General features: G+C 63.0%; 23 protein-coding genes. 19 read left to right on the forward strand and 4 right to left on the reverse strand.

What is annotated here, in order from left to right:
* Positions 1-19: 19 nt before the first annotated feature.
* The 9 genes from MRBLMC3_RS01330 to MRBLMC3_RS01370 are packed head-to-tail and all read left to right on the forward strand — an operon-like array spanning position 20 to position 9,396.
* Positions 20-631: an NADH-quinone oxidoreductase subunit J gene (locus MRBLMC3_RS01330; protein ID WP_363735197.1), complete on the forward strand. Its 612-nt coding sequence runs from the start codon at positions 20-22 to the stop codon at positions 629-631.
* On the forward strand, positions 628-933 hold the full coding sequence (nuoK, locus tag MRBLMC3_RS01335; protein ID WP_004211745.1) for an NADH-quinone oxidoreductase subunit NuoK: 306 nt from the start codon (positions 628-630) through the stop codon (positions 931-933). Before MRBLMC3_RS01330 ends, nuoK begins: the two co-directional genes overlap by 4 nt.
* Before the next feature lie 6 nt (positions 934-939).
* Positions 940-2,997 carry an NADH-quinone oxidoreductase subunit L gene (nuoL, locus tag MRBLMC3_RS01340; protein ID WP_363825312.1) on the forward strand — a complete coding sequence of 686 codons (2,058 nt, stop codon included), beginning with the start codon at positions 940-942 and terminating at the stop codon, positions 2,995-2,997.
* The gene (locus tag MRBLMC3_RS01345) at positions 2,997-4,553 is read left to right on the forward strand and encodes an NADH-quinone oxidoreductase subunit M (protein WP_363753917.1); all 1,557 of its coding nucleotides are present in this window, start codon (positions 2,997-2,999) and stop codon (positions 4,551-4,553) included. The genes nuoL and MRBLMC3_RS01345 overlap by 1 nt, the downstream gene beginning before the upstream one ends.
* The gene (gene nuoN / locus MRBLMC3_RS01350) at positions 4,553-5,989 is read left to right on the forward strand and encodes an NADH-quinone oxidoreductase subunit NuoN (RefSeq protein ID WP_133651764.1); all 1,437 of its coding nucleotides are present in this window, start codon (positions 4,553-4,555) and stop codon (positions 5,987-5,989) included. The genes MRBLMC3_RS01345 and nuoN overlap by 1 nt, the downstream gene beginning before the upstream one ends.
* Positions 5,986-6,693 (forward strand): biotin--[acetyl-CoA-carboxylase] ligase, encoded by a 708-nt coding sequence (locus MRBLMC3_RS01355; RefSeq protein WP_363826588.1) that lies wholly within the window; start codon positions 5,986-5,988, stop codon positions 6,691-6,693. Before nuoN ends, MRBLMC3_RS01355 begins: the two co-directional genes overlap by 4 nt.
* Positions 6,694-6,708: 15 nt before the next feature.
* The gene (locus tag MRBLMC3_RS01360) at positions 6,709-7,491 is read left to right on the forward strand and encodes a type III pantothenate kinase (RefSeq protein ID WP_133651765.1); all 783 of its coding nucleotides are present in this window, start codon (positions 6,709-6,711) and stop codon (positions 7,489-7,491) included.
* Complete coding sequence (locus tag MRBLMC3_RS01365) at positions 7,488-9,125, forward strand: ribonuclease J (RefSeq protein WP_363825315.1); 1,638 nt, start codon at positions 7,488-7,490, stop codon at positions 9,123-9,125. Before MRBLMC3_RS01360 ends, MRBLMC3_RS01365 begins: the two co-directional genes overlap by 4 nt.
* A gap of 10 nt (positions 9,126-9,135) precedes the next feature.
* On the forward strand, positions 9,136-9,396 hold the full coding sequence (locus MRBLMC3_RS01370) for a DUF1467 family protein (RefSeq protein WP_363825318.1): 261 nt from the start codon (positions 9,136-9,138) through the stop codon (positions 9,394-9,396).
* A gap of 54 nt (positions 9,397-9,450) precedes the next feature.
* On the opposite strand, the gene MRBLMC3_RS01375 is transcribed toward MRBLMC3_RS01370, so the two are convergent.
* Complete coding sequence (locus MRBLMC3_RS01375; RefSeq protein ID WP_363825321.1) at positions 9,451-10,131, reverse strand: GNAT family N-acetyltransferase; 681 nt, start codon at positions 10,129-10,131, stop codon at positions 9,451-9,453.
* Positions 10,132-10,346: 215 nt separating this feature from the next.
* On the opposite strand from MRBLMC3_RS01375, the gene MRBLMC3_RS01380 reads away from it, so the two are divergent.
* Positions 10,347-12,290 carry a putative bifunctional diguanylate cyclase/phosphodiesterase gene (locus MRBLMC3_RS01380; RefSeq protein ID WP_363826591.1) on the forward strand — a complete coding sequence of 648 codons (1,944 nt, stop codon included), beginning with the start codon at positions 10,347-10,349 and terminating at the stop codon, positions 12,288-12,290.
* Between the two features lie 6 nt (positions 12,291-12,296).
* Here the strand turns inward: MRBLMC3_RS01380 and MRBLMC3_RS01385 are convergent, their stop codons facing one another.
* Entirely contained in the window at positions 12,297-13,250 is a 954-nt protein-coding gene (locus tag MRBLMC3_RS01385) for a crotonase/enoyl-CoA hydratase family protein (RefSeq protein ID WP_363825324.1), read from the reverse strand.
* A 237-nt stretch (positions 13,251-13,487) separates the two neighbouring features.
* On the opposite strand from MRBLMC3_RS01385, the gene MRBLMC3_RS01390 reads away from it, so the two are divergent.
* Positions 13,488-13,667, forward strand: coding sequence for a hypothetical protein (locus MRBLMC3_RS01390; RefSeq protein ID WP_133651770.1), 180 nt, complete (start codon positions 13,488-13,490; stop codon positions 13,665-13,667).
* 53 nt (positions 13,668-13,720) lie between these two features.
* Positions 13,721-14,851, forward strand: a complete 1,131-nt coding sequence (gene tgt / locus MRBLMC3_RS01395) for a tRNA guanosine(34) transglycosylase Tgt (RefSeq protein ID WP_363826593.1) — start codon at positions 13,721-13,723, stop codon at positions 14,849-14,851.
* 56 nt (positions 14,852-14,907) lie between these two features.
* On the opposite strand, the gene MRBLMC3_RS01400 is transcribed toward tgt, so the two are convergent.
* Together MRBLMC3_RS01400 and MRBLMC3_RS01405 are read right to left on the reverse strand one after the other, a co-directional pair.
* A complete protein-coding gene (locus tag MRBLMC3_RS01400) occupies positions 14,908-16,416 on the reverse strand; it encodes a sensor histidine kinase (protein ID WP_363735404.1) in 1,509 nt (502 codons plus the stop codon).
* 231 nt (positions 16,417-16,647) lie between these two features.
* Entirely contained in the window at positions 16,648-17,097 is a 450-nt protein-coding gene (locus MRBLMC3_RS01405; protein ID WP_363735188.1) for a NepR family anti-sigma factor, read from the reverse strand.
* 155 nt (positions 17,098-17,252) lie between these two features.
* Between MRBLMC3_RS01405 and MRBLMC3_RS01410 the strand changes: the two genes are divergently transcribed.
* From MRBLMC3_RS01410 to prsR, 7 genes are all read left to right on the forward strand, one after another.
* A complete protein-coding gene (locus tag MRBLMC3_RS01410) occupies positions 17,253-18,047 on the forward strand; it encodes a response regulator (protein ID WP_133651773.1) in 795 nt (264 codons plus the stop codon).
* 90 nt (positions 18,048-18,137) lie between these two features.
* Positions 18,138-18,272 carry a hypothetical protein gene (locus tag MRBLMC3_RS01415; RefSeq protein WP_363735187.1) on the forward strand — a complete coding sequence of 45 codons (135 nt, stop codon included), beginning with the start codon at positions 18,138-18,140 and terminating at the stop codon, positions 18,270-18,272.
* Between the two features lie 116 nt (positions 18,273-18,388).
* Complete coding sequence (locus tag MRBLMC3_RS01420; RefSeq protein ID WP_363735186.1) at positions 18,389-19,045, forward strand: sigma-70 family RNA polymerase sigma factor; 657 nt, start codon at positions 18,389-18,391, stop codon at positions 19,043-19,045.
* Positions 19,046-19,093: 48 nt separating this feature from the next.
* A complete protein-coding gene (locus tag MRBLMC3_RS01425; RefSeq protein ID WP_363753930.1) occupies positions 19,094-19,345 on the forward strand; it encodes a hypothetical protein in 252 nt (83 codons plus the stop codon).
* A 244-nt stretch (positions 19,346-19,589) separates the two neighbouring features.
* Positions 19,590-20,978, forward strand: a complete 1,389-nt coding sequence (locus MRBLMC3_RS01430) for a TIGR03013 family XrtA/PEP-CTERM system glycosyltransferase (protein WP_363753933.1) — start codon at positions 19,590-19,592, stop codon at positions 20,976-20,978.
* Complete coding sequence (prsK, locus tag MRBLMC3_RS01435; protein WP_363825327.1) at positions 20,975-23,044, forward strand: XrtA/PEP-CTERM system histidine kinase PrsK; 2,070 nt, start codon at positions 20,975-20,977, stop codon at positions 23,042-23,044. The genes MRBLMC3_RS01430 and prsK overlap by 4 nt, the downstream gene beginning before the upstream one ends.
* Positions 23,044-24,408 carry a PEP-CTERM-box response regulator transcription factor gene (gene prsR, locus MRBLMC3_RS01440; RefSeq protein WP_363753938.1) on the forward strand — a complete coding sequence of 455 codons (1,365 nt, stop codon included), beginning with the start codon at positions 23,044-23,046 and terminating at the stop codon, positions 24,406-24,408. Before prsK ends, prsR begins: the two co-directional genes overlap by 1 nt.
* Positions 24,409-24,415: the final 7 nt, after the last annotated feature.

Here is a 24,415-nt window from a genome sequence, read left to right on the forward strand (position 1 = left end):
CGAAGGGGAACATGATCCTGTGATTCACGTGCTTGCCTTTTACCTGTTCGCCGCGATCGTGGTGTGCAGCGGCGCGCTTACGATCCTGTCGCGCAATCCGGTTCATTCGGTGCTGTGGCTGATCCTCGCCTTCTTCAACGCGGCGGGGCTGATGGTCCTGCTGGGCGCTGAATTCATCGCGATGCTGTTGGTCATCGTCTATGTAGGGGCGGTCGCCGTGCTGTTCCTGTTCGTGGTCATGATGCTTGACATCGACTTCGCCGAACTGCGTGCCGGTTTCGTTGATTATCTTCCCTTCGGGCTGCTGATCGCGCTGGTGCTGCTGGCGGAGATCGTGCTGGGCATCGGCCTCTGGCGTGCCGGGCCCATCGAACTGGCGCAGCGCGCGGCGCCGATGAAGCCGGAGCTCAGCAATATCCAGGCGATCGGGACGCTGCTCTATACGCGCTACATCTTCCTGTTCGAAGCGGCGGGCATAGTCCTGCTGGTGGCGATGATCGGCGCGATCGTGCTGACCCATCGTGCCCGTGGCGGCGTGCGCGGCCAGAACATCGCCCGCCAGAATCGCCGTCGTCCCGAAGACGCCGTGCGTAACGTCAATCAGCCAGTTGGGCAGGGGGTGGAGCTGTGATCGGCCTTCAGCACTATATGGTGGTCAGCGCGATCCTCTTCGTGATGGGGGTGCTGGGCATCTTCATCAACCGCAAGAATGTCATCATCATCCTGATGGCGATCGAGTTGATCCTGCTCAGCGTGAATATCAACCTTGTCGCCTTCAGCGCCTTCCTCGGCGATCTGGTCGGACAGGTTTTCAGCATGTTCGTGCTGACCGTCGCGGCGGGTGAGGCGGCCATCGGCCTTGCCATCCTCGTCATCTATTTCCGCGGTCGCGGCACCATCGCCGTCGACGATGTCAATCGGATGAAGGGCTAAAGCTCGATGATCCAGCTTATCGTCCTTCTCCCCTTGCTGGCTGCTGCCATCGCCGGCCTTGGCAACAAGGCGCTCGGCAAATTGCCGGCGAAGATCGTCACCACCGGCGCGCTCTTTGCCTCCTGCGCGATGAGCTGGCCGATCTTCATCAGCTTCCTGACCGGCCATGCCGAACCCTATGTGGCGCCGGCCTTCACCTGGATCCAGTCAGGCAGCTTCGACGCGCAATGGGCCCTGCGGGTCGACACGATGACCGCGGTCATGCTGGTGGTGATCACCAGCGTGTCGAGCCTCGTCCACCTCTACAGCTGGGGCTATATGGAGGAGGAGCCGGACCAGCCGCGCTTCTTCGCCTATCTGTCGCTCTTCACCTTCGCGATGCTGATGCTCGTGACGGCGAACAACCTGCTTCAGATGTTCTTCGGCTGGGAAGGCGTGGGCCTTGCTTCCTATCTGCTGATCGGCTTCTGGTTCCGCAAGCCATCGGCCAATGCGGCCGCGATCAAGGCTTTCGTCGTCAACCGCGTCGGTGACCTTGGCTTCATGATGGGCATTTTCGGCACCTATCTGGTGTTCAACACCATCTCGATCCCGGAAATCCTTGCGGCAGCGCCCTCCATGGCGGGTTCGACCATCGGTTTCCTCGGTCACCGCTTCGACACCATGACCGTGCTTTGCCTGCTGCTGTTCATCGGCGCGATGGGCAAGTCGGCGCAGCTTGGCCTCCACACCTGGCTGCCGGACGCGATGGAAGGCCCGACCCCGGTGTCGGCGCTGATCCACGCCGCGACCATGGTGACCGCAGGCGTGTTCATGGTGTGCCGCCTGTCACCCATGTTCGAAACCTCGCCGACGGCGTTGGGCTTCGTGACCTTCATAGGCGCGGCGACCTGCCTGTTCGCGGCGACCGTGGGCACGGTGCAGAACGACATAAAGCGCGTCATCGCCTATTCGACCTGTTCGCAGCTTGGCTATATGTTCTTCGCGGCGGGCGTCGGTGCCTATGGCGCGGCGATGTTCCACCTCTTCACCCATGCCTTCTTCAAGGCGCTGCTGTTCCTTGGCGCCGGTTCGGTCATCCACGCGATGCACCATGAGCAGGACATGCGTTACTATGGCGCTCTCAGGAAGGAGATCCCGATCACCTTCTGGACGATGACGCTGGGCACGCTCGCCATCACGGGCGTCGGCATCCCGCTGGCTGGTTATGGCTTTGCCGGCTTCTATTCGAAGGACGGCATTCTCGAAGCGGCCTATGCTTCGGGCGGATCGGGCGTTGGTGCCTATCTGGTCGGCGTGTTCGCGGCTTTGCTCACCAGCTTCTACAGCTGGCGCCTGGTGTTCCTGACCTTCTTCGGCAAGCCTCGCTGGGCCGCTTCGGAACATATCCAGCATGCCGTCCACGGCCATCATGAGGGTGTGGACGAAGAGGACGGCCATGGTCACGATGCCCACGGTCATGACGATCATGACCACCATGCTCATGAGCAGACCGGCACGGCGGGCTATCATCCACACGAAAGTCCGTGGGTGATGCTGATCCCGCTGGTGTTGTTGAGCCTGGGCGCGGTGTTTGCCGGCTTCCTCTTCCATGACCAGTTCATCGGTCCGGAAGGCGGCATCGAGTTCTGGAAGGGCGCGCTCGCGTTCGACAGTCACCTGATGCATGCGAGCCATGAAGTTCCGACCTGGGTCAAATTCGGTCCCTTCGCGGTGATGATCACCGGCCTCGCGATCGCCTGGCTGAGCTACATTAAGAACACCGACTGGCCGCGGCGTTTCGTCGCTACCTTCGGTGCGCTGTACCAGTTCCTGCTCAACAAATGGTATTTCGACGAGCTGTATCATTTCCTGTTCGTCAAGCCTGCCTTCGCCATCGGCCGCTTCTTCTGGAAGTTCGGTGATGTGGGCTTCATCGATCGCTTCGGCCCGAATGGTCTGGCTGCGCTGGTCGTGCAGGGCAATAAAGTCACCCGTCGGCTTCAGTCCGGCTACCTCTACACTTACGCGCTGGTGATGCTGATTGGCCTCGCCGCGGCCGCAACCTGGGCGATGACACGATAATGGACGGCTTCCCCATCCTTTCCCTGATGATGGCAGTGCCGATGGCGGGGGCCATCGCCTGTCTCTATGCAGGAGCCAGTCAGGCGCGTTTGATCGCGCTGGTGGCGACGCTGGTCGATCTCGTCCTGGGCGTCGTGCTCTGGATGAATTTCGACCAGTCGGGCACGGCGGCCCAGTGGCAGTTCCAGGAATATGCGCCGATCTTCGGCCGCTTCGCCTGGGCGTTGGGCATCGATGGCATCGCGCTGGTGTTGATCATGCTGACGGTGTTCCTGATGCCGATCTGCATCGGGGCGAGCTGGCTCGCGATCGAGAAGCGCGTCGGCGAATATATGGCGGCCTTCCTGTTCATGGAGGTGCTGATGATCGGCGTCTTCACGGCGCAGGATCTCTACCTTTTCTATATCATGTTCGAAGCCGGCCTGATCCCGATGTACCTCATCATCGGCATCTGGGGCGGGGCGGATCGCATCTACGCTTCGTACAAATTCTTCCTCTACACGCTGCTCGGCTCGGTGCTGATGCTGATCGCGATGATGTGGATGGTGCATGAAGCGGGCACGACCGACATCCCGACATTGATGGCCTATAATTTCGATCCGCATGTCCAGGTCTGGTTGTGGCTCGCCTTCTTCGCCAGTTTCGCGGTGAAGATGCCGATGTGGCCGGTCCACACCTGGCTCCCCGACGCGCACGTGCAGGCGCCGACGGCGGGGTCGGTCATTCTGGCCGGTGTGCTGCTGAAAATGGGCGGCTACGGCTTCATCCGCTTCTCGCTGCCGATGTTCCCCGAAGCGTCCGCGCAACTCGCGCCGCTGGTCTGGGGCCTCTCGATGGTCGCGGTCGTCTATACCAGCCTCGTCGCGCTGGTTCAGTCCGACATGAAGAAGCTGATCGCCTATTCGTCGGTCGCGCATATGGCCATCGTCACCGTCGGTCTGTTCGCGTTCAACCAGGCGGGCATCGAAGGCGCGATGATGGTGATGCTGGGCCATGGCCTGGTGTCGGGCGCGCTCTTCCTCTGCGTCGGCGTCATCTACGACCGGCTGCATACCCGCGAGATCAGCCGTTATGGCGGCCTCAGCATCAACATGCCGAAATATGCGGTTCTGTTCATGCTGTTCACCATGGCGTCGGTCGGTTTGCCGGGCACCAGCAACTTCGTGGGCGAATTCCTCTCGCTGATGGGCATCTATCAGGCGTCGAGCTGGGTCGCACTGGTCTGCACCACCGGCATCATTCTGGGCGCGGCCTATATGCTCTATCTCTATCGCCGCATCTGCTATGGCGAGCAGAAGAATGCGGACGCGGCCGCCATGCCCGATCTGTCGATGCGCGAAGTCTGGCTGCTGGCGCCGATTGCCGCCGCCGTGCTGTGGATGGGCATCTATCCCGAGAGCTTCTTGGCGCCCATGCGGTCTGACATCCGTGCGCTTGAAGCGCGCATCGCCTCTGCCGCGCCTGCGGGAGACTCCAAGATCAAAATGGGTCCGGCCATCCCGGCTGCGGAGGCCCATCATGAAGAAGCTGCTGCCGCGCATGGGGAGGCGCACTGATGATTGATTCCGCTTCCCTTCTGGCAGTCCTGCCGGAACTCATCCTGACGGCCGGTGGCCTGATCCTGATGCTGATCGCGGCCTATGGCGGTGATGCGACGGCCCGCGTCATCAACTGGCTGTCGGTGCTGACGCTGGCGGTGGCGGGCGTGGCGCTGTCCTGCTCGCTCGCCCATGGGCCGGTGGCCTTTGACGGGCTGGTGCGGGCCGACGCCTTCTCGGTCTTTGCGAAGGCGCTGATCTATGGCGCAGCGGCGGCGGCGATCCTGCTGGCGCCTCGCTATTTCATCACCGGCGGGGCGCTGCGTCCCGAATATCCGATCCTGATCCTCTTCGCCGCCATCGGCATGGGGATGATGGTGTCGGCAGGCGACATGCTGACGCTTTATGTCGGCCTCGAAATGAACAGCCTTGCCTCCTATGTGCTGGCGAGCTTCATGCGTCAGGATGAACGCTCCTCCGAAGCGGGCCTCAAATATTTCGTTCTCGGTTCGCTGGCGAGCGGCATCCTGCTCTACGGCATTGCGCTGCTCTACGGTTTCACCGGCAGCACCGCGTTCGACGGCATTGCGGTCGCGCTGGGCGATGGCGTGTCGAAGGGCGAGCTGTTCGGCCTGGTGTTCGTGCTCGCTGGCCTGGCGTTCAAGATCAGCGCCGTGCCGTTCCATATGTGGACGCCGGACGTGTACGAAGGCGCGCCGACGCCGGTCACGACCTTCTTCGCCAGCGCGCCGAAGGTTGCGGCCATGGGCCTCACCGTCCGCGTCGCGATAGAGGCGCTCGGTCCGGCCGGACTTGACTGGCAGCAGGTGGTGATCTTCGTGGCGCTCGCCTCGATCCTCTTCGGCGCGGTCGCGGCTATCGGCCAGACCAATATCAAGCGCCTGATGGCCTATTCGTCGATCAACAATGTCGGCTTCGCGCTGATCGGTCTCGCTGCCGGGACGCCTGCCGGCGCGGCGGCGACGATGAGCTATATGGCGATCTACGTGGTCATGACCATCGGCGGTTTCGCCTGCATCCTGCAGATGCGCGATGCGGATGGCCGTCCGGTCGAGACCATTGCAAGCCTTGCCGGCCTGTCGCGCTCCCGCAAGGGACTGGCGGCGGCGCTGGCGATCTTCATGTTCTCCATGGCCGGCATTCCGCCGCTCTTCGGCTTCTGGGCGAAGTTCCTGGTGTTCGACGCGGCAGTGGCGGCCGGCCTGACGGCACTGGCCGCCTTCGGCATCGCCATGTCGGTGATCGGCGCCTTCTATTATCTGAAGGTCATCAAGACGATGTATTTCGATGAGCCGGCGGCGCCCTATGAAGCGCGCGGCGGTGCTGTCGAGAATATCATCCTGACGGCATGCGCCGCGGTGATCGTCCTTGGTTACTTCCTCAATCCCGTCCTCGACAAGGCGAGCGCGGCGGCAGCGGCGTCGCTGTTCTGACCGAGCTTCGCTTCGTTGCGGAGACTGGCTCCACCAATGCCGACATGCTTGCATTGGTGGGGCAAGGCGCTTCTGAGGGCTGTTGGCTGCGCGCGGGGCGGCAGACCGGCGGACGCGGTCGAATGGGACGCCATTGGGAAAGTCCTGAAGGCAATCTCTACTGCTCGACCGTGATCCGGCTGCGAGATGGCGATCCCCCGCCGCATACGCTGGCCCTGGTCGCGGCCAATGCTGTCCATGCCCTGCTGGCGCCGCTTTGCGCGGGAGAAGTGCGGATCAAATGGCCCAATGACGTGCTGGCCGACGGCGCGAAGATCGCCGGTATCCTGCTCGAACGGACCGGCGATGCCGTTGTCGCCGGGATTGGCATCAATGTGACGGGGCATCCGGTCGGACTGGACCGGCCAGTGACCAGCCTCCTTGCGCAGGGAATGCCGGATGGCGACGCGGCCGCGCTGCAGGTCCGGCTTGCCGAGCTTTTTGCCCATTGGCTGGCGATCTGGCGGGTGCAGGGGCTGGATCCGGTGCGCGCGCACTGGCTCGCCAACGCGCATCCCGCCGGCACGCCGATGCGGGTGGTGCCGCCCGACGGCGCGACGGTCGAAGGCAGCTTCGATACCCTTGACCGCGACGGCATGCTGATCCTGCGCTTGGCGAACGGTGAGAGCCGTGCCATTCATGCCGGCGATATCCTTCTCATCTGACATCGGGGATCGGCCATGCTTCTCGCGATCGACGCGGGTAACACCAATGTGGTTTTTGCGCTGCTCGAAGGGCGGGATATACGCGCCCGCTGGCGGATCGCGACAGATCCCCGGCGCACCGCCGACGAATATGCGGTGTGGCTGAACCAGCTTCTGATGCTGGAAGGCTACAGGATCGCGGATGTCGAGGCGGTGATCATAGCGACCGTCGTCCCGCGCGCGCTGCACAATCTCCAGGTGCTGGCGGAGAAATATTTCAAGACGACGGCGCTTCTTGCGGGCCAGGCGCCAGTGGAGTGGGGCATTCAGCTGGACGTCGCCGAACCGGCGTCGGTCGGCGCGGACCGGGTTGTAAATGCCATCGCCGCGCACCATCTTCATGCCGAAGACCTGATCGTCATCGATTTCGGCACGGCCACGACCTTCGACGTCATCGACTATCACGGCGCCTACAAGGGCGGCATCATCGCGCCGGGCATCAACCTGTCGCTGGACGCGCTGGTTGCTGCGGCCGCGAAGTTGCCGAAGATCGCGATCGCCCCGCCGGAAAACCGATCGGTCATCGGCCGCACCACGGAAGCGCAGATGCATATCGGCGTATTCTGGGGATATGTGGCGATGATGGAAGGGCTGGTCGCTCGTATTCGCGCCGAAATCGGCCGTCCTTCGAAGGTGATTGCAACCGGGGGCCTCGCGGTCCTCTTCGACGACAATAGCGATATTTTCGATGCGATCGCGCCCGATCTCACGATCCAGGGCCTCGCATTGCTGTATGAACGGAGTTTGAAATCAGAATGACACCTGGAAATGAGCTGATCTTCCTGGCCCTTGGCGGTTCGGGGGAGATTGGCATGAACGTCAATCTATATGGTTGCCAGGGCAAATGGGTGATGGTCGACCTGGGCCTGACCTTTGCCGATCCCGCTTATCCCGGCGTGGAACTGGTGCTGCCGGACCTGAGCTTCATCGAGGATCGGAAGGATGACCTGCTGGGCATCGTCCTGACCCATGGGCATGAGGACCATATCGGCGCCATACCCTATCTCGCGGCGGATCTCGGCGTGCCGCTCTACGCGACGCCGTTCACCGCGGGGCTGATCCGGCTGAAGCTGGATGAGGAAGGGCTGACGGCGGAGGTCGAACTCAACGTCATCGACAATGAGGGCAGCTTCGCGCTGGGGCCGTTCGGTTTCCGCTATGTGCCGCTTGCCCACTCGATTCCCGAGGGCAATGCGGTGCTGATCGACACGCCTTTTGGAAAGGTCTTCCACACCGGCGACTGGAAGCTGGATGAGACGCCGCTGCTGGGCCAGCCCTCGACACCGGAGGAATTGACGGCGATCGGCGACGAGGGCGTGCTGGCGCTGGTGTGCGACAGCACCAATGTCTTCAATCCGGAGGCAAGCGGGTCGGAGGGCGATGTCCGCGAAGGACTGATGGAGACGATCAGGGGCGCGAAGGGGCGCGTGCTTGTCACCACCTTCGCCTCCAATGCCGCCCGCCTGCAGACCCTGGGTGAGGTCGCCAACACCGTCGGGCGCAAGCTCTGCGTGGCCGGGCGCTCGCTCGACCGGATCATCTCGACGGCGCGGACGGCTGGCTATCTCCGGGATTTCCCGCCCACCGTCGATTGGGACGATGCCATGGCCCTGCCGCATGATGAGGTGATGATCATCGCCACGGGCGGGCAGGGGGAGGCGCGGGCGGCCTTGTCGCGCATCGCCTTCGACAGCCATCCGATCAAGCTGGGCGAGGGCGATCTGGTCGTCTTCTCCTCCAAGCAGATTCCGGGCAATGAAATCGCCATCGGCCGCATCCAGAACGCGCTGGCGGCCAAGGGCGTGCTGATGGTCACCGACCGCCAGGCGGAGGTCCACGTATCGGGCCATCCGGGGCGGCCGGAGCTGGAGGCCATGTATCGCTGGGTGCGGCCGCAGATATTGCTGCCGGTCCATGGCGAGCGGCGGCATATGGCGGAACAGGCCCGCCTGGGCCTGGCGAGCGGCGTGCCCCGTGCGGTGGTCCAATCCAATGGCGATGTGCTGCGGCTCGCGCCCAACGGGCCGGAGATTATCGGCAATCAGGGGACAGGGCGACTGGTGCTGGATGGCGACGTCATCCTGCCGGCTGACGGCGCGACGATGAACGAGCGGCGCAAGGTCGCGCTGCATGGCCAGATCAGCGTCGCGGTGGCGCTGGACGGCAAGGGCAGGGTCATCGGTTCCCCGGCCTTGCGCACCCAGGGCGTGCCTGTGGAGGAAGACAAGGCCGCCTTTCTTGAGGAAGCTGCCGAAGAGGCGGCGGGCGCCATTGCCAAGGGATCGCAGGAAGAAGAGGCGCTTCGCGAGCGGATAAGGCTGGCGGTACGGCGCACCGCGACGCGCTGGACCGGCAAGAAGCCGGTGGTGGACGTGCTGCTCATTAGGGCCTAAGCCTGCGCCCATGAACTGGTATGCCAGCTTTGCGATATATATATTGTTCTGGGTGATCAGCGCCTTCATCGTGCTGCCCTTCGGCATCCGCACGCCCGATGAAACAGGTGAGGTCCTGCACCCGGGACAGGCGGACAGCGCGCCGAGCAATTTCCGCCCCGGCAGTGTGGTGATTCGCGCGACGATCCTCTCGGCTGCCCTGTTCGGCCTCTATTACGCCAATTATGTCGAAGGCTGGGTCACGCTGGAGCGCTTCACGCATATCAGCTGAAAGTCAGGCTGACGCCACCTGATCAAGCGCCCTGAGCCCGTGCCGCCAGGAAATTCAGCCGGCGGCGATCACCATCATGTGCATCCGCGCCCTTATGCGGAAGCCAAGCGTTTCGTAGAGCGCCACTGTCGCCTCATGCGCGGCATAGGCGTGGAGGAACGGCGTTTCGCCGCGTTGCAGCATGGCGCGAGCAACGACCTGCATCAGCCCTTTCGCATGACCCCGTCCGCGATGGTCGGGGTGTGTGCAAACGCCGCTGACCTCGGCAAAGCCCGGCACGCGCATCCGCTCGCCGGCCATGGCGATCAGCCTGCCTTCTTCCCTGATACCGACGAAACGGCCAAGACGATGGGTGAGGGGCAGGAACGGCCCCGGCTTCGTCATCAGGGCAAGGGCACGCATCTCCGCGGCATCCTGGTCAGTCAGAACGGCCGGTTCCAGGGCAGGGGCCTCGCCGGCAATATCTTCCGCCACCATCTGCGCCAGCATCGCCTCCCGGATCAGGCGCGTACCCGGTGGGGGGCTTTGTGGCTCGGGTTCCACGATCCACAACTCGCCCCCTTCGGGCACCAAGGCAGCCAGCGCCGCCTGCGCTGCGGGGCTGCCGTCGGCCGCGGCGGCGAATGGGCCATAACGCGGGTCGATCCGCAGCGCGAACCCATCCCCTTCGGCCAATGACGCCCAGCCGCTGTTGAGGGCGTGCCAGATGGGGCGGTGAAGAGGATGGAACGACATGATGGCGCCATTTTCCTGGTTGGAGTCCGGGAAAGCAAGCCCTTGCTGCATCACCCTGCTGGATCATCCTCAATGCCCGATTGATTCCGTAACGATCCCCTTTTTTACGGCACTTCCGGGCGCGCCGATTTACCAAATGGAAATCATGTTTGGGCAATGGTGGTGCCAACGTGTCACGCCCTGGACGAAACTTGATCGCATTCTTGCGCGGGCGCATGACGCCCGACACTCAGCAAAGTGCTGAAGTGCAAGCGAATCTCGTCAAATCTCTCTACGCTTCCCCGGCTTCCCTGATGATCGGCGCGGTCGCCGGCGGTGCGCTTGGGCTGGTGATTGCCTGGCATGCGCACCTCACCGCCATCACCGTGATCGCGATCCTGATCTGCCTCGTCGGCCTCAGCCGGTCGATTTCGGCGGTGTATTTCCAACGACAGCTTGCCCACCAACATAATGTATCGCAGCCTGTCTGGGGATTGGCCTATGAACTGGGCGCATGGGGCTATGCAGCATTATTGGGGATAATGGCGTTCGTCACCCTTCTGTTAAGCGCGGATGCGAAGCTGCATACTCTGAGTGTCTGCCTGGTAGCGGCCTATTCTGGCGGAATTGCAGGGCGGAATGCCGGCCGCGTCCATATCGCCATTGGCCAAACTTGCTTTGCGCTGTTGCCCACCTGTCTCGGCTTGGTCATTTCCGGGGGTCTTGGCTACAGGGTGCTGGCAATAATGCTGTTCCTGATGATTTTTGCCATGGCAGAGATCACCAAGACGACGCATCGCATCGTTGTGGAGGCATTGCAGGGCAAATATGAGAAATCCCAGCTCGCTATCAAGTTCGAGCGGCTGGCCCGGTTCGACAGCCTGACCGGTGTCGAAAATCGCATGGCGATGCAGATGCGGCTGCGCGAATTGTTCGACGGACGACGATCCAGTCACGATCCGATGGCGGTGTTCTGGATGGATCTCGATCGCTTCAAGGAAATCAACGATTCCCTAGGGCATATGATCGGCGACCAGCTCTTGTGCAGGGTCGCCGAAAGGCTGTCTCATGCGCTGGACGGGCGTGGCCATGTCGCGCGTTTTGGCGGAGACGAATTTGTGCTGATCTGTCCGGACGCGGATCGGCAGGATGCGGAACTGATCGCCCGCGATGTCATGACGGAATTCACCCATGACTTCGACGTGGGCGGCTACACGCTGGGCGTGACTGCCTCCATGGGGATAGCCGTAGCGCCGGGCGACGGCAGCGATGGCGACGAATTGCTTCAGCATGCGGACATGGCGCTCTACCAGGCGAAGCATGCCGGGCGAAATCGTCACGCGCATTTCACCTGGTCGATGAAGGAGCGGCAGAACCGGACCTATGAGCTGGAAATGGGTCTGCGCAGCGCCTTGGCGAACAATGAACTTATGCTGCACTATCAGCCGATCTTCGACACGACGACCGGGAAGATCGCGATCTGCGAAGCGCTGATGCGCTGGGACCATCCGACGCTTGGCCGCATTTCTCCGGCGGAGTTCATTCCTATCGCGGAAAGCTGCTCGATGATCGAGCCGATCACTGCCTGGGCATTGGAACGAGCCTGCCAGGACGCGATGGAATGGGATGAGAATGTCCGCGTCGCGGTCAATATATCCCCGGCGCTGATCAAGAGTGACGGCCTGCCCCGTGCGGTGATCGCGGCGTTGATGCTATCGGGGCTGAAGGCTCGCCGGCTCGAGCTGGAAGTAACCGAGTCGATCTTCCTGGAGGATAGCGGCCGGACTAACCTCATCCTGTCCGACCTCCAGCGCATTGGCCTGCGGCTGGCGCTGGACGATTTCGGGACGGGCTATTCCTCCCTCGGCTATCTGCGGGACTATGCCTTCGACACGATCAAGGTCGACCAGAGCTTCATGCGCGGCGTGGATGGCAATTCACGCCATAGGGCGATCGTCCAGTCGGTTGCCTATCTGGCCCATTCTCTGGACGTGGAAACGGTGGCCGAGGGGATCGAGACCGATGATCAACTGCGCTGCGCCCGTGAGATGGGCTTCACCAATGTCCAGGGCTTCGTGCTGAGCCGGCCGATTCCCGCAGCGCAGATACTTGAGATGATGCAAGGTGTTCACGCAGAGACACAAAGTCTGGCATCAACCCAGGATCGTTTGCGCGCCTGAGAAAGGCTATTTGTGAAGCCGGGTCTGGGCTGAAGCCAGACGGCGCATCATCCTGACGTCCTTGATATCGAGCTTGAGGGCCGTGGCCGCCCATTTTTCGACGATATCCTTCAGTTCTGCATATTCCAGCGGATTGACGCGGCGACCTGCCTCGAACACGCCGACATGGCCGGCATGGCGCCTTTGGTTCTCGGCGATATAGTCCCGCACCGCCTGTTCACCTTCGCCGTCATCCACTAGGATGGTGACGATTCCCATATCGGCCATTTCCTCCGCCGAATAGACCTTGCCCGAAAGGATCATGCGTTCTGCCATTCGGTGACCCAGTTTTCGGCCGAGGATGGAATAGGCGCCCATCCCGGGGAAAAGTCCGAACAGCATTTCAGGAAGACCAAAGCGCGCGCTCCGTTCCGCGATGACTATGTCGAAGCACAACAGCGCTTCGAATCCACCGCCCAATGCATCGCCCTGCGCCAGCGCGATCGAGACGACCGGCACGTCGGCATTGCGCCATGCGCGATGCACGACGTCGATGCATGCATGGCCATATTTTATAAGGGCAGGCAAATCGCCACGTTCTATGCAGCTTGCAAAGAGCTCCAGGTCGCCACCCAGATTGAACACGCCGGGAAAGCGCGATCCCAGCACCATATATTTCACCGGAAGCAGGCCATCATCGAACAGGCGACGGGTCTCTGTCTGCCATATTCTGATGTCACGCAGCATCGGCATGCTGTAGTTGGGTCGATCGGAAGGCGTCATGAACGCCCAGAGGGCAGCGGCATCCGCATCCCAGCTTATGTCGATCTGCCCCAGATCGAACATTGTGGAGGTGCCGATTTCCGGTCGTGATATGCTGCTATCTGCCGTTGAGGCGAACACCACATCCTCTGGAACATGGGCGGGCGTCAGGTCGTCCACATGTTCACGCGTGGAATTAAATCGCCCGGAATCAACCATATGAGCCCCCAAATCACCTCTGCGGCCAGCAAAACAGGGTTGCGGGCCTTATGCAATCGCACCCGCGCACATTGTTCTCGAATTAACCAATTAATCGGTAATCGTTGCGAAAATGTCGCGCGAAAACATGTTTCGAAAGGCTTATGGTTGCATCTTTGCAACAAACGCGCCTTGGGAAGAATCGGCAAGAAATCGCTTCAGCCTTTTGTTAACCTTTATTAATTACCCCTCCGAGTCATGAACACGCACCGAACCGACAGGCAGCTTGTGACGCTGCTGCTGCACGACGCGCAAGGGGAGTCATGGCAGCTCAGCCTGGCTGCCGACTGCCTGGGCTTCATCGGCAATTATCGCCGCGTCGAAGGCTTCAACATAGACGCCATCGTGGCGCTGGACGGCTTGCGCAAGAAGGGGTGAACCCCCGCTTTGCGGCCTTGTCTGGCGCGTCTTTGGACCGTACAGCGCGGGTCGTGACCCATTCCCGCTTTTCCTTTTCGATCGCCGCGACTGACGGCAAGGCCCGCACCGGTGCCATCCAGATGCGCCGGGGCGAGATTCGCACACCCGCTTTCATGCCCGTGGGCACCGCTGCCACGGTCAAGGCAATGCGCCCGGCCGAGGTGCGTGCGACCGGTGCCGACATCATCCTGGGCAACACCTATCACCTGATGCTTCGCCCTGGCGCGGAACGCGTGGCCCGCCTGGGTGGGCTGCACGGTTTCATGGGCTGGGACCGCCCGATCCTGACCGATAGCGGCGGTTACCAGGTGATGAGCCTCAGCGCGCTGACGAAGATGAGCGAGGATGGCGTAGCCTTCTCCAGCCATATCGACGGGTCAAGGCATATGTTGACCCCTGAGCGATCGATGGAGATCCAGCGGTTGCTGGACAGCGACATCGTCATGGCCTTCGACGAATGTACGCGGAACGGCTGCACCCATGACGAGGCGGCCAAGTCCATGGAGCGTTCGATGCGCTGGGCGAAGCGGTCGCGCGATGGCTTCGACGCGGGGGGCGAGCATGCCGAACGCGCTGCCTTGTTCGGCATTCAGCAGGGGTCGCTGGATGAGGGGCTGCGGCGGACTTCAGCGGAAAAGCTGATCGACATCGGGTTCGACGGCTATGCCGTGGGCGGCCTTGCGGTGGGTGAGGGGCAGGAGGCGATGTTCGCCACGCTCGATTTCGCCCCCGGCATGCTGCCCGTCGACAAGCCGCGCTATCTGATGGGCGTGGGCAAGCCCGATGACATTGTCGGTGCCGTGGAGCGCGGGATCGACATGTTCGATTGCGTCCTGCCGACGCGCAGCGGGCGCAACGGACAGGCGTTCACATGGGCGGGACCGCTCAATATCCGCAACGCCCGCTTCGCAGAGGACAGGGGGCCGCTCGATCCCCGCTGCGCCTGCCCCGTCTGCGCGACCTGGAGCCGCTCCTATCTACATCATCTGGTCAAGGCCGGAGAGATGCTGGGCGCGATGCTGATGACGCAGCATAATATCCACTTCTACCAGGCGCTGATGCAGGAGATCCGCGACAGCATCGCCGCTGGGCGCTTTGCGCGCTTCGCGGCTGATTTCCGGCGGGATTATCAGCGGGCCTGATGGCCTGACGCCTTCGGAATTCGCGCAATGTGCTGGATGAATGGCCTTCCCGGCGGCTATTGCAGCACGGTGATGGCGATCGCATAGTCGCCGGTGTCGGGGTCATGATCCAGTGGCGCGCGCAACTGGCGCGACAAGCCGGTAAGCACGCGGCCATAGCGTTCCTCCAGCCGCGCGGTCATGTCCGGTGATCCGCGCAGCGCAGGGGACAGGATATGGAGAACCGCCCGGTCCGTCCGGCCCTGTTCCAGCTGCACGGATATGCGCATGGCCGTGCGTGGATCGGACAGCATGGCGAGTTCCACCAGTTCGGTCAGCAGGAAGGCGACCGGCACGGCCACATCCTGGCTGATGTGCAGATTGTCGCTGTCGATCTGAATGCCGAATCGGCGCGCTTCGGCCGGGGCAGTGCTGCGCAGGCTCGCCGACAGTTCGCTGATCAGCGACCGGACGCCGACACCGCGATGCTCCTCCAGCTCCGCATAATGGTTGCGGTGCACGACCGACAGTGCATCGACGCGGCGCTGGATGGTCGCATAGGCCTCGACCGCTTCGGCGTCATGGGCTGATCGCGCATGCAGGTTGATCAGGCTGGCAATGATCTGCAGGTTGTTCTTGACCCGGTGATGGACTTCCCGTGTCAGCTTGCGCTGCGTTTCCAGGCCCTCTGCCATCTCCGCCTCATGGGTGGCGACATCCTCGCTGATGGCGCGGAATGTGTTGCCCAGCGCGACGATCTCCTGCGCCGGCGTGCGGATGCGCCGCATCGGCTCCAGAACTTCGCCCGGCTCATAGGCCGCCACCGTGCGCCGAAGCAGCACAAGGGGCCGGATCAGCAGGCGATTGACGACGAACCAGCCAATGGCCGCCGCGGCGAACCACATCACCAGCGGCAGGAACAGCGACAACATGCGCGCGATCGTGACCGGCGGATCGCGCACGGTCATCGTCAGGACGATGTTGGGCGGGTCGAGCCGGGCGGACAGCGTCGTGCTCCGTCCGCCCTCAAGGCTGGCCGGGTGGGTGATGAGCAGGCTGCGTTCGCCGTCGTGCAAGCTGATCTGCCGGTTCTGCATGGTGCCCGCCGGGTTGGTCATGGTCTCCAGACGGGCGCGAGAATAATAAGCGATGGCGACCACCGCGCCATTGGCGCTCCTGGCCCGGCTGACCAGATAGGGCGAGCCCGGCAGCAGTTGCGCCGCGGCATCGTCGAAGCGGTCCGACAGCGAAAGCCCCGCCGGCTCGGGCAGGCTCGATCCGCAGAACTTCCGGCCCAGCCGGTCGTAGATATAATAGCGGCCCCCGCCACGATCGTGAGACGATAGGAAGTCGGAAAGGCGCGCGCACATCGCCGGATCAAGCCCCGACGTCTCGAAAGCATTGGCGGTCAGCATCAGCGCCGTTCGATCCGACGCAAGGTCGGCGGACAATTTCCGCGCGCTCTGCGTCACCGCGATGCGCAGCAGCGCTTCCTTTTCCAGATCAGTGGTGCGGATCGCCTGGAGCGAGGCCACCAGCGCGATCAGGCCCAGCGGCAACAGCGCCAGCGTCAGGATCAGGAACATCTTGACGCCGGTCGATTGGGACAGGGTGTTCAGTCTTTTGAGCAAGGAAGCGGCGGCCGTTGACGGCGGGCCTGCTTCTGGCGGCGGAGGGGGGCTTTTGTCCATTTATCTGACGCTGAACATCAAACGCCGATCTGTTCGAGGAAGCGTTGCCCGCCTGCCGGATTTTACCAGATGCCCCATGTCCCCTCCGCTTTTTGCCGGCTCCCCGGGTCCGGCCGTCAGGGAGAGTCAGTCGAGCTTGCTCAGAAGGTCAAGCATTTCCGAAGGAATATCCTCATCGACTGCGCGCTGATAGACAGATCGCAGGGCGTTGGCGACCTGCCCCTCGTCCTTCGCGGCCAAGGCGCGCTTCTTTCGGGCGACATTGCCTTTCACACCAGAATCCGGAGTGTTGGTGCCGACATCTTTCCTGTCCCCTCCCGTCACATTCCGTTCCGTCGTTGAAGCAACCAAAACACGTCCCTCTGCAGCCAATGTCATGCCAGCCTGCTCTGTTTGCGGCTTTCCCCGACTGACGTCAATTCGACGTCCGGGAAATAAAAACACAAAATTCCAAAGTTTTTCGAAAAAACCGAACGGCAGTGAAACAAATCGGTGGGTTGTTGGTTCCCTTCGCGAAGCATTTTTTGCCCGCCGCGCGCAGTCGGCGGCGAGAATGGAGGGGATTTGGGCGCTCATGCCTGAAGCTTTTCCATTCTGAAAAGGGGGGCAGGGGGCTTGCCACGTCGGCATCGTCCATCCATCCTCCCGATCCGGCGAATGTTTCGGAATTGGGTTAAGGCATCGCTTTAACATGGGACAAGGCGCCCGATGGGCTGGGAGAAGTTTTACAGATGTCGCTTGGTCAGCAACTGCACCCCCACCTTCCTTTCCTGCGGCGTTATGCGCGCGCGTTGACGGGCAGCCAGGCGCATGGCGACGCCTATGTCCGCGCCACGCTGGAAGCGATCGTGGCGGCGCCCGACGAATTTCCGTCGAATGTCGACCCACGTCTCGGGCTCTACAAGACTTTTCACGCGATCTGGTCGTCATCCCATCTGGAAGACGTGCCGGTGCTGAACGGCGCGGACGGGCAGGAGGCGATCGCGCAGGCGCGGCTTGCCCGCCTCACGCCGCTGCCGCGCCAGGCGCTGCTGCTCACCGCGCTGGAGGGCTTTACCGTCGACGACGTCGGTTACCTGATCAGCCTGGACAGCGACGATGTCGAGGCGCTTGTCAAGGAAGCGCTGGGCGAGATCGAGGCGCAGACCCGCGCCAAGGTGCTGATCATAGAGGATGAGCCGATCATCGCGATGGACATAGAAACCATCGTCCGCGACCTGGGCCACGAAGTCACCGCCATCGCCGTGACGCGGGAAGATGCGGTTCGCGAGGCCATGGCCGAACGGCCGGGCCTGGTGCTGGCCGACATCCAGCTCGCCGATGATTCGAGCGGCATCGACGCGGTAAAGGACATACTGGCCGAATTCTCCGTGCCGGTGATTTTCATCACCGCTTTCCCCGAACGCCTGTTGACGGGCGAGCGGCCGGAGCCGACCTTCCTCATCACCAAGCCCTTTCAGCGCTCGACGGTCAAGGCCGCGATTTCGCAGGCGTTGTTCTTCGACGAAGCCACCGCCCCGGCCTGACATTCAGGTCGGCGTTCGAAATAGGCTGGAAAAAGGGGAACCCCCGTCCGCGACTCGCGTTATTGATGCGTAACGATCGGGAGAGACTCCATGGCCGAACAGGAGCGGCACATTACGACGGAAGAGGCCCGTGCGGGCTCCACGCCGCATGTGGTGCGATATATTCTCGGCGTTTCGCTGACACTCGCGATCATCGTGATGATTGTGATATTGTGGGGCTATTGAATGCTTCTGCGGCAATTGGTCCTTGAGAAGAAAAAGATTGGGATGCGGGCGGACATATGGCTTTGACGACTTCCGTTCATGCAGCGAGGGCGACAGCCGGTGAAGGGGTTGTTTCCATGAGCGAAGGCGTAGGTCAGGATGTTGAGCGGGAGACGCTGTCCGACACGGACTTCAAGCGGGAACTGGCTGCCGTCATTCCCCATCTTCGCGCCTTCGGCCGATCGCTGTCGGGCAATCGCGACGTTGCCGACGACCTGGTGCAGGAAACGCTGCTGAAGGCATGGGCCGCGCGCAGCCGCTTCCAGGCGGGCACCAACATGCGTGCCTGGACCTTCATCATCCTGCGCAATCACTATCTGTCGCAGATGCGCCGTTCCCGCTTCCGGGGCGACTGGGATGATCTGGCGGCCGACCGCCTGCTCGCGGCGCCCGCCGGACAGGACAAGCATGTTGAACTGTCCGACATGCAGCGCGCATTGCTGCAATTGCCGCAGCCCCAGCGGGAGGCGCTGATCCTGGTCGGCGCGGGTGGCTTCGCCTATGAGGAGGCCGCCGAAATCTGCGGCGTTGCCGTGGGCACGATCAAGAGCCGCGTGGCGCGCGGTCGGGCCGCGCTCGAACATATATTGGAAAATGGCGAACTGCCGTCACGCCGGAGCCAGGAAAGCAGCGAGGGCGCCGTACTGGACGAGATCATGGACGATGTGGACAGATTGAGCCGCGGCCGGGAAGTCAGGGAAGGCAACGCAGATACCGACTCCGATCCCGATTGATCTGTGCTATACTCTCCACCTCGGCATACGAGGATCAGGAGAAGGAGAATGGACGGAGGTCGTGACGACGAATCCTTCGGGCCGGGGTCCTTGCCACGCCGGTCACGGGGGAGCCTGATCATATTCCTGCTGGTCGCCATCGCCCTCGTGCTGGCAATCGGCTTCTTCTACATGACCAAGGAACGCGATACGAGCCGCACCGACGCGTTGACGCAGGCGGTGGACTCTGTCGACAGCGCCGCCCATGTGGTGGGCGATGCTGCCAGGAACGCGGCCGACACCCTCCACAAGCGCAATTGATCGCCCCGCGGCATCCAGCCGTGCGGTGGAGCGCGTTGCGCCTTTATTGTCATTCGTAACAAGCGGAAAACCGGTTCCCATTTCCAGCGCGCTGTCGCGGGCGAAAGGCCCGCAGCGATGATGTCGTTCAGAAAATCTTTGTGATTGTCGTGCATTCTGCCGGCCAGTGTCGGATTTTCTTACAGTGCCTGTAAGATGATCCGGCCATCACCTGCCCGCAGGGCGCAGCGGGAACGCGCGACGAATGATCAGATTGTTCAAACATTATGTGCCGCACGCTGTTCTGCTGCTCGGCCTGTTGGACTTCATGCTCTTGATGGCGGCGGCCGAGGGCGGGTGGATCCTGCGCGCGCGCCAGATCGGCATGGACGTCGATCATATCGCGACTCGCATCGCGCCGTTGCTCAGCTTCAGCATCGCCATCCAGACCGCGATGATCGCGGTCGGCGTCTATGGGCCGGAGGCGCTGCAATCGATCCGCTACGCGCTGGCGCGCCTGCTGGTGGCGATTTCGCTGGGCGTGCTGTTCCTGTCGGTCATGCATTTCCTGCTGCCGGACATCACCCTGTGGCGGTCCAATTCGCTCTATGCCATGGGGCTTTCCATTGCCCTGCTGCTGGGGATCCGCATTCTTCTGGGCTCGATGCTGGGTGGCGAGGCGTTCAAGCGCCGTCTGGTCGTGCTGGGCGCGGGCAATCGCGCCGACCGCATCCGCGAGATCGAGCAGCGCAAGGGATCGGGCTTTCTTGTCGTCGGCTATATCGCCATGAACGATGGCGTGCAGGTGATCCCGGAGGCGATCAACCGCAGCGCCATCTACAATCTCGCCGATTTCGTGGTCCGCCTGGCAGCGAGCGAGGTCGTGCTGGCGCTGGAGGAACGGCGCAACGCCCTGCCGCTGGGCGACCTGCTGCGCATCAAGACCACTGGCGTCCATGTGAACGAGATCTCCACCTTCCTGGAACGGGAAACCGGCCGCGTCGACCTGGACAGCGTGAATCCGAGCTGGCTGATCTTCTCCGACGGCTTTTCCGCCGGTCGCCGCCTGTCCAGCATCGCCAAGCGGCTGTTCGACGTGATCGCCAGCTCGATACTGCTGCTGCTGACCGGGCCCATGATTCTGCTGGCCGCGCTGTTGGTGAAGCTCGACAGCAAGGGGCCTGCCTTTTACCGCCAGCAGCGCATCGGCCTCTATGGCGAGGAATTCTGGATCGTGAAGCTGCGCACGATGCGGCAGGATGCCGAACTGTCCGGCCAGGCGGTGTGGGCGGAAAAGGATGATCCGCGCATCACGCGCCTCGGCTATTGGCTGCGCAAGCTGCGCATCGACGAACTGCCCCAGACCTGGACCGTGCTGAAGGGCGAGATGAGCTTCGTCGGGCCGCGGCCCGAACGCCGCCAGTTCGTCGAGGATCTGGAACAGCATCTGCGCTATTATGCGGAACGCCATATGGTAAAGCCCGGCATCACCGGCTGGGCGCAGATCAACTATCCCTATGGCGCATCGATAGAGGATGCCCGCAACAAGCTGGAATATGATCTTTATTACGCCAAGAACTACACGCCGTTCCTTGATCTGCTGATCCTCATCCAGACCCTGCGCGTCGTGCTCTGGCCAGAGGGGGCGCGGTGAGCAGCCTGCTGCACTTCATCGGGGACTGGGGTCATGCCCTGGCCGCCGTGCTGTTCGCGGCGCTCGGCATCTTCGTCCTGCGCCGCCGGGACGACGCAGCCGAACAGCGCCTGCTGGCGGCCGCGCTGTTGCTGACCTCCTGCTGGTCGCTCTATGTTTCCTTCGGCGGGGTCGAAAAGCCGCTGACCGGCATTGGCGAGAATATCCGCAACGCTGCCTGGCTGCTGCTGCTCTTCGCGATGATGCGCCGGAACGGCGCGGCGCGGGGCGAACCCCTGTTGGCGATCGGCTCGGTCTACGCCGCCGTGGCGGGGATCATCCTGCTCCAGACATTTACCGATCTCATCTGGCGGCAATTGCCGACATCGAGCGATCTGCACCGCGCGCTTCTTCACGTCTCGCTGGTGCTGCACATGATGACCGCCATCGGCGGGCTGATGCTGGTCCATCACCTCTATGTCAGCTGGCCGGCGCGGGAAAAGGAACGGGTGGCGCTGCTGCTGGGCGCGCTGGCGGCGATGTGGACATATGACCTCAATCTCTATGCCATCGCCACCTTTGCCATCGATCGCGCGAGCGACCTTTATGCCCTGCGCGGGGCGATGATGGCGCTGCTGGCGCCGGTGATCGGGGCGGGCATGCGCGCCGACATGGCCGGACGGCTGCAACTGTCGCGCGCGCTGACCTTCCAGTCGCTTTCGCTCGCGGCGATCGCGCTCTACGTCGTGGTGCTGGCTGCTGCGGCGGTGCTGCTGGAACTGGTCGCCGGCCCCTATGCGCGGGTCGTGGAGATCGGCTGCGTCTTCTTCCTGGCCGTCAGCGCGCTCGTGCTGCTGCCCTCCCGCCGGCTGCGCGCCTTCTGGAAGGTGCAGGTGGCCAAGCATTTTTTCCAGCACCGCTATGACTATCGCACCGAATGGATGCGTTTTGGCGACACCATAGGCCGTCCGGGCGACAATGCCCTGCCATTGGGGGAACGGGTGGCGAAGGCAGTGGCCGACATCACCGATTCTCCCGCAGCGCTGCTGATGCTGCGCGCGGATGACGGCGCGCTGGCGTTCGAAACGCACTGGAACTGGCAGGGCGAGAGGCCTGACGGATCGGTCGTGCCCGCGCCGCTCGCCGCCCTGATCGAACAGAGCGGCTGGATCATCGACATCGACCGCCCGCCTTCGGGTGCCGGGGAAATCAGCGCGCCGGGCTGGATGAGCCTCGACCGCCGCGCCTGGGCGCTGGTGCCGCTGATCCATTTCGGCCGGCTGATCGGCGCGATCCTGCTGGCCCGCCCGCCGATCGACCGGCGCCTGGACTGGGAGGATTTCGACATGCTGCGCGCCGCCGGACGGCAAGCGGCCAGCTATCTGAGCGAGGCGCAGGGGCAACAGGCGCTGGACGATGCCCAGCGTTTCGAGGAGTTCAACCGCCGCTTTGCCTTCATCATGCATGACGTCAAGAATCTGGTGAGCCAGCTTTCCCTGCTCACCCGCAATGCGGAGCGGCACGCCGACAATCCGGATTTCCGGGCCGACATGGTGCTGACGCTGAAGGAATCGGTGGGCAAGATGAACGATATGCTCGCCCGCCTGTCGCAGCATAACAAGGGGCGTGCGGAGGAACCCCGTCCCATGGCGCTGCGCGATGTGGCGGAACAGGTCGCGCGCACCCGCTCGCGCCAGCATGAGATAAGCGTGACCGGAGACGCGCCGCCCGTAATGGCCGATCCTGCGCGGGTCGAACAGATCGTCACCCACCTGCTTCAGAATGCGATCGACGCCAGCGAGCCGCAAAGTTCCGTCGAACTGCGGTTGTCCGCCGATGACCAGGGCGCTTCGCTGGCGGTGATCGACCAGGGCCGGGGGATGACCGCGGAATTCATTCGCCGCGAACTTTTCAAGCCTTTCTCCTCCAACAAGGCGGGGGGCTTTGGCATCGGCGCGTTCGAGGCGCGGGCGCTTGCGCAGGCCATGGACGGGAGCATCGATGTGGAAAGCAAGCCCGGCGTGGGAAGCCGGTTCACGCTGCGCCTGCCCTTGGCGCAACAGGATATGAGGGGGAAGGCCGCCTGATGAGCGACACGCGACCGAAATTGCTGATCGTGGAGGATGATCCGGGCCTGCAGCGGCAATTGCGCTGGGCCTATGAGGAATATCAGCTCTTCATCGCCGGCGACCGCGAGGAAGCGATCGAGATGCTGCGCGAGCAGGCGCCCGATGTGGTGACGCTGGACCTCGGCCTGCCGCCTGATCCCGACGGCACCAGCGAGGGGTTCGCGACCCTGGCGGAGATCCTGCGCATCAAGCCGGATACCAAGGTCATCGTCGCTTCCGGCCATGGCGCGCGGGAAAGCGCGCTTCAGGCCATTTCCGGCGGCGCCTATGATTTTTACCAGAAGCCGGTCGATATTGACGAGCTGGGGCTGATCGTCCGCCGTGCCTTCCACGTCCATGCGCTGGAGCGGGAAAATGCCCGGATGGCCGAAACCGCGCCGGAAAGCGGGCGCGTGCTGGGCCGGCTGATCACCGCCGCGCCGGAAATGATGAAGGTCGCGCGCACCATAGAGCGGGTGGCGGCTGCGGACGTTTCCGTCCTGCTGCTGGGGGCAAGTGGAACCGGAAAGGAATTGCTGGCTCAGGGCCTGCATGATGCCAGCCCGCGCCGGGAAGGGGCCTTTGTCGCGATCAACTGCGCGGCGATCCCCGAAACCTTGCTGGAGGCAGAGCTGTTCGGCCATGAGAAGGGCGCCTTTACCGGCGCGATCAAGACCGTGCCGGGGAAGATCGAGCAGGCGCAGGGAGGCACCCTCTTCCTGGACGAAGTGGGTGACATACCGCTCGCCTTGCAGGTCAAATTGCTGCGCTTCCTGCAGGAGCGGGCGATCGAGCGGATCGGCGGACGCCAGCCCATTGCGGTCGACACGCGGATCGTCTGCGCCACGCATCAGGATGTCGACGCCATGATCGTCGCGGGTACCTTCCGCGAGGATCTCTATTACCGCCTGGCGGAGATCGTTGTGCGCATTCCCGCGCTCAGGGAGCGGCCGGGCGACCCCGCGCTGCTGGCGCGACACTTCCTGCGCCGCTTCGCCAAGGACATGAATCCGCAGGTCAAGGGCCTTGCGCCGGATGCACTGGCGGCGCTTGACGCATGGGGTTGGCCCGGCAATGTGCGAGAGCTGGAAAACCGCATGAAGCGCGCGGTCATCATGGCGGACGGCAAGCACGTCACCGCCGCGGATCTCGACCTCGACGGAGATCGCGCCGAAGGCGGCGATGCGGTGAACCTGAAGGCGGCACGCGAAATGGCGGACCGCCGCGCGATCCGCCGCGCCATCGCCCGGACGGACGGCAACATATCAGGCGCGGCAAAGATGCTGGGGATCAGCCGGCCGACGCTCTACGACCTGCTGAAGCAATATCAGATGCAGAATTGAGGGCGTT

This window comes from Sphingobium sp. LMC3-1-1.1 (assembly GCF_040676285.1).
Classification (GTDB): Bacteria; Pseudomonadota; Alphaproteobacteria; order Sphingomonadales; family Sphingomonadaceae; genus Sphingobium.

What these genes read in the sequence shown, in the direction of transcription:
- nuoL (WP_363825312.1), top strand. Translation starts at nt 940, where the DNA reads ATGATCCAGCTTATCGTCCTTCTCCCCTTGCTGGCTGCTGCCATCGCC.
- MRBLMC3_RS01345 (WP_363753917.1), top strand. Translation starts at nt 2,997, where the DNA reads ATGGACGGCTTCCCCATCCTTTCCCTGATGATGGCAGTGCCGATGGCG.
- nuoN (WP_133651764.1), top strand. Translation starts at nt 4,553, where the DNA reads ATGATTGATTCCGCTTCCCTTCTGGCAGTCCTGCCGGAACTCATCCTG.
- MRBLMC3_RS01360 (WP_133651765.1), top strand. Translation starts at nt 6,709, where the DNA reads ATGCTTCTCGCGATCGACGCGGGTAACACCAATGTGGTTTTTGCGCTG.
- MRBLMC3_RS01365 (WP_363825315.1), top strand. Translation starts at nt 7,488, where the DNA reads ATGACACCTGGAAATGAGCTGATCTTCCTGGCCCTTGGCGGTTCGGGG.
- MRBLMC3_RS01370 (WP_363825318.1), top strand. Translation starts at nt 9,136, where the DNA reads ATGAACTGGTATGCCAGCTTTGCGATATATATATTGTTCTGGGTGATC.
- MRBLMC3_RS01375 (WP_363825321.1), bottom strand. Translation starts at nt 10,131, where the DNA reads ATGTCGTTCCATCCTCTTCACCGCCCCATCTGGCACGCCCTCAACAGC.
- MRBLMC3_RS01380 (WP_363826591.1), top strand. Translation starts at nt 10,347, where the DNA reads ATGACGCCCGACACTCAGCAAAGTGCTGAAGTGCAAGCGAATCTCGTC.
- MRBLMC3_RS01385 (WP_363825324.1), bottom strand. Translation starts at nt 13,250, where the DNA reads ATGGTTGATTCCGGGCGATTTAATTCCACGCGTGAACATGTGGACGAC.
- MRBLMC3_RS01390 (WP_133651770.1), top strand. Translation starts at nt 13,488, where the DNA reads ATGAACACGCACCGAACCGACAGGCAGCTTGTGACGCTGCTGCTGCAC.
- MRBLMC3_RS01400 (WP_363735404.1), bottom strand. Translation starts at nt 16,416, where the DNA reads ATGTTCCTGATCCTGACGCTGGCGCTGTTGCCGCTGGGCCTGATCGCG.
- MRBLMC3_RS01405 (WP_363735188.1), bottom strand. Translation starts at nt 17,097, where the DNA reads ATGAGCGCCCAAATCCCCTCCATTCTCGCCGCCGACTGCGCGCGGCGG.
- MRBLMC3_RS01410 (WP_133651773.1), top strand. Translation starts at nt 17,253, where the DNA reads ATGTCGCTTGGTCAGCAACTGCACCCCCACCTTCCTTTCCTGCGGCGT.
- MRBLMC3_RS01415 (WP_363735187.1), top strand. Translation starts at nt 18,138, where the DNA reads ATGGCCGAACAGGAGCGGCACATTACGACGGAAGAGGCCCGTGCGGGC.
- MRBLMC3_RS01420 (WP_363735186.1), top strand. Translation starts at nt 18,389, where the DNA reads ATGAGCGAAGGCGTAGGTCAGGATGTTGAGCGGGAGACGCTGTCCGAC.
- MRBLMC3_RS01425 (WP_363753930.1), top strand. Translation starts at nt 19,094, where the DNA reads ATGGACGGAGGTCGTGACGACGAATCCTTCGGGCCGGGGTCCTTGCCA.
- MRBLMC3_RS01430 (WP_363753933.1), top strand. Translation starts at nt 19,590, where the DNA reads ATGATCAGATTGTTCAAACATTATGTGCCGCACGCTGTTCTGCTGCTC.
- prsR (WP_363753938.1), top strand. Translation starts at nt 23,044, where the DNA reads ATGAGCGACACGCGACCGAAATTGCTGATCGTGGAGGATGATCCGGGC.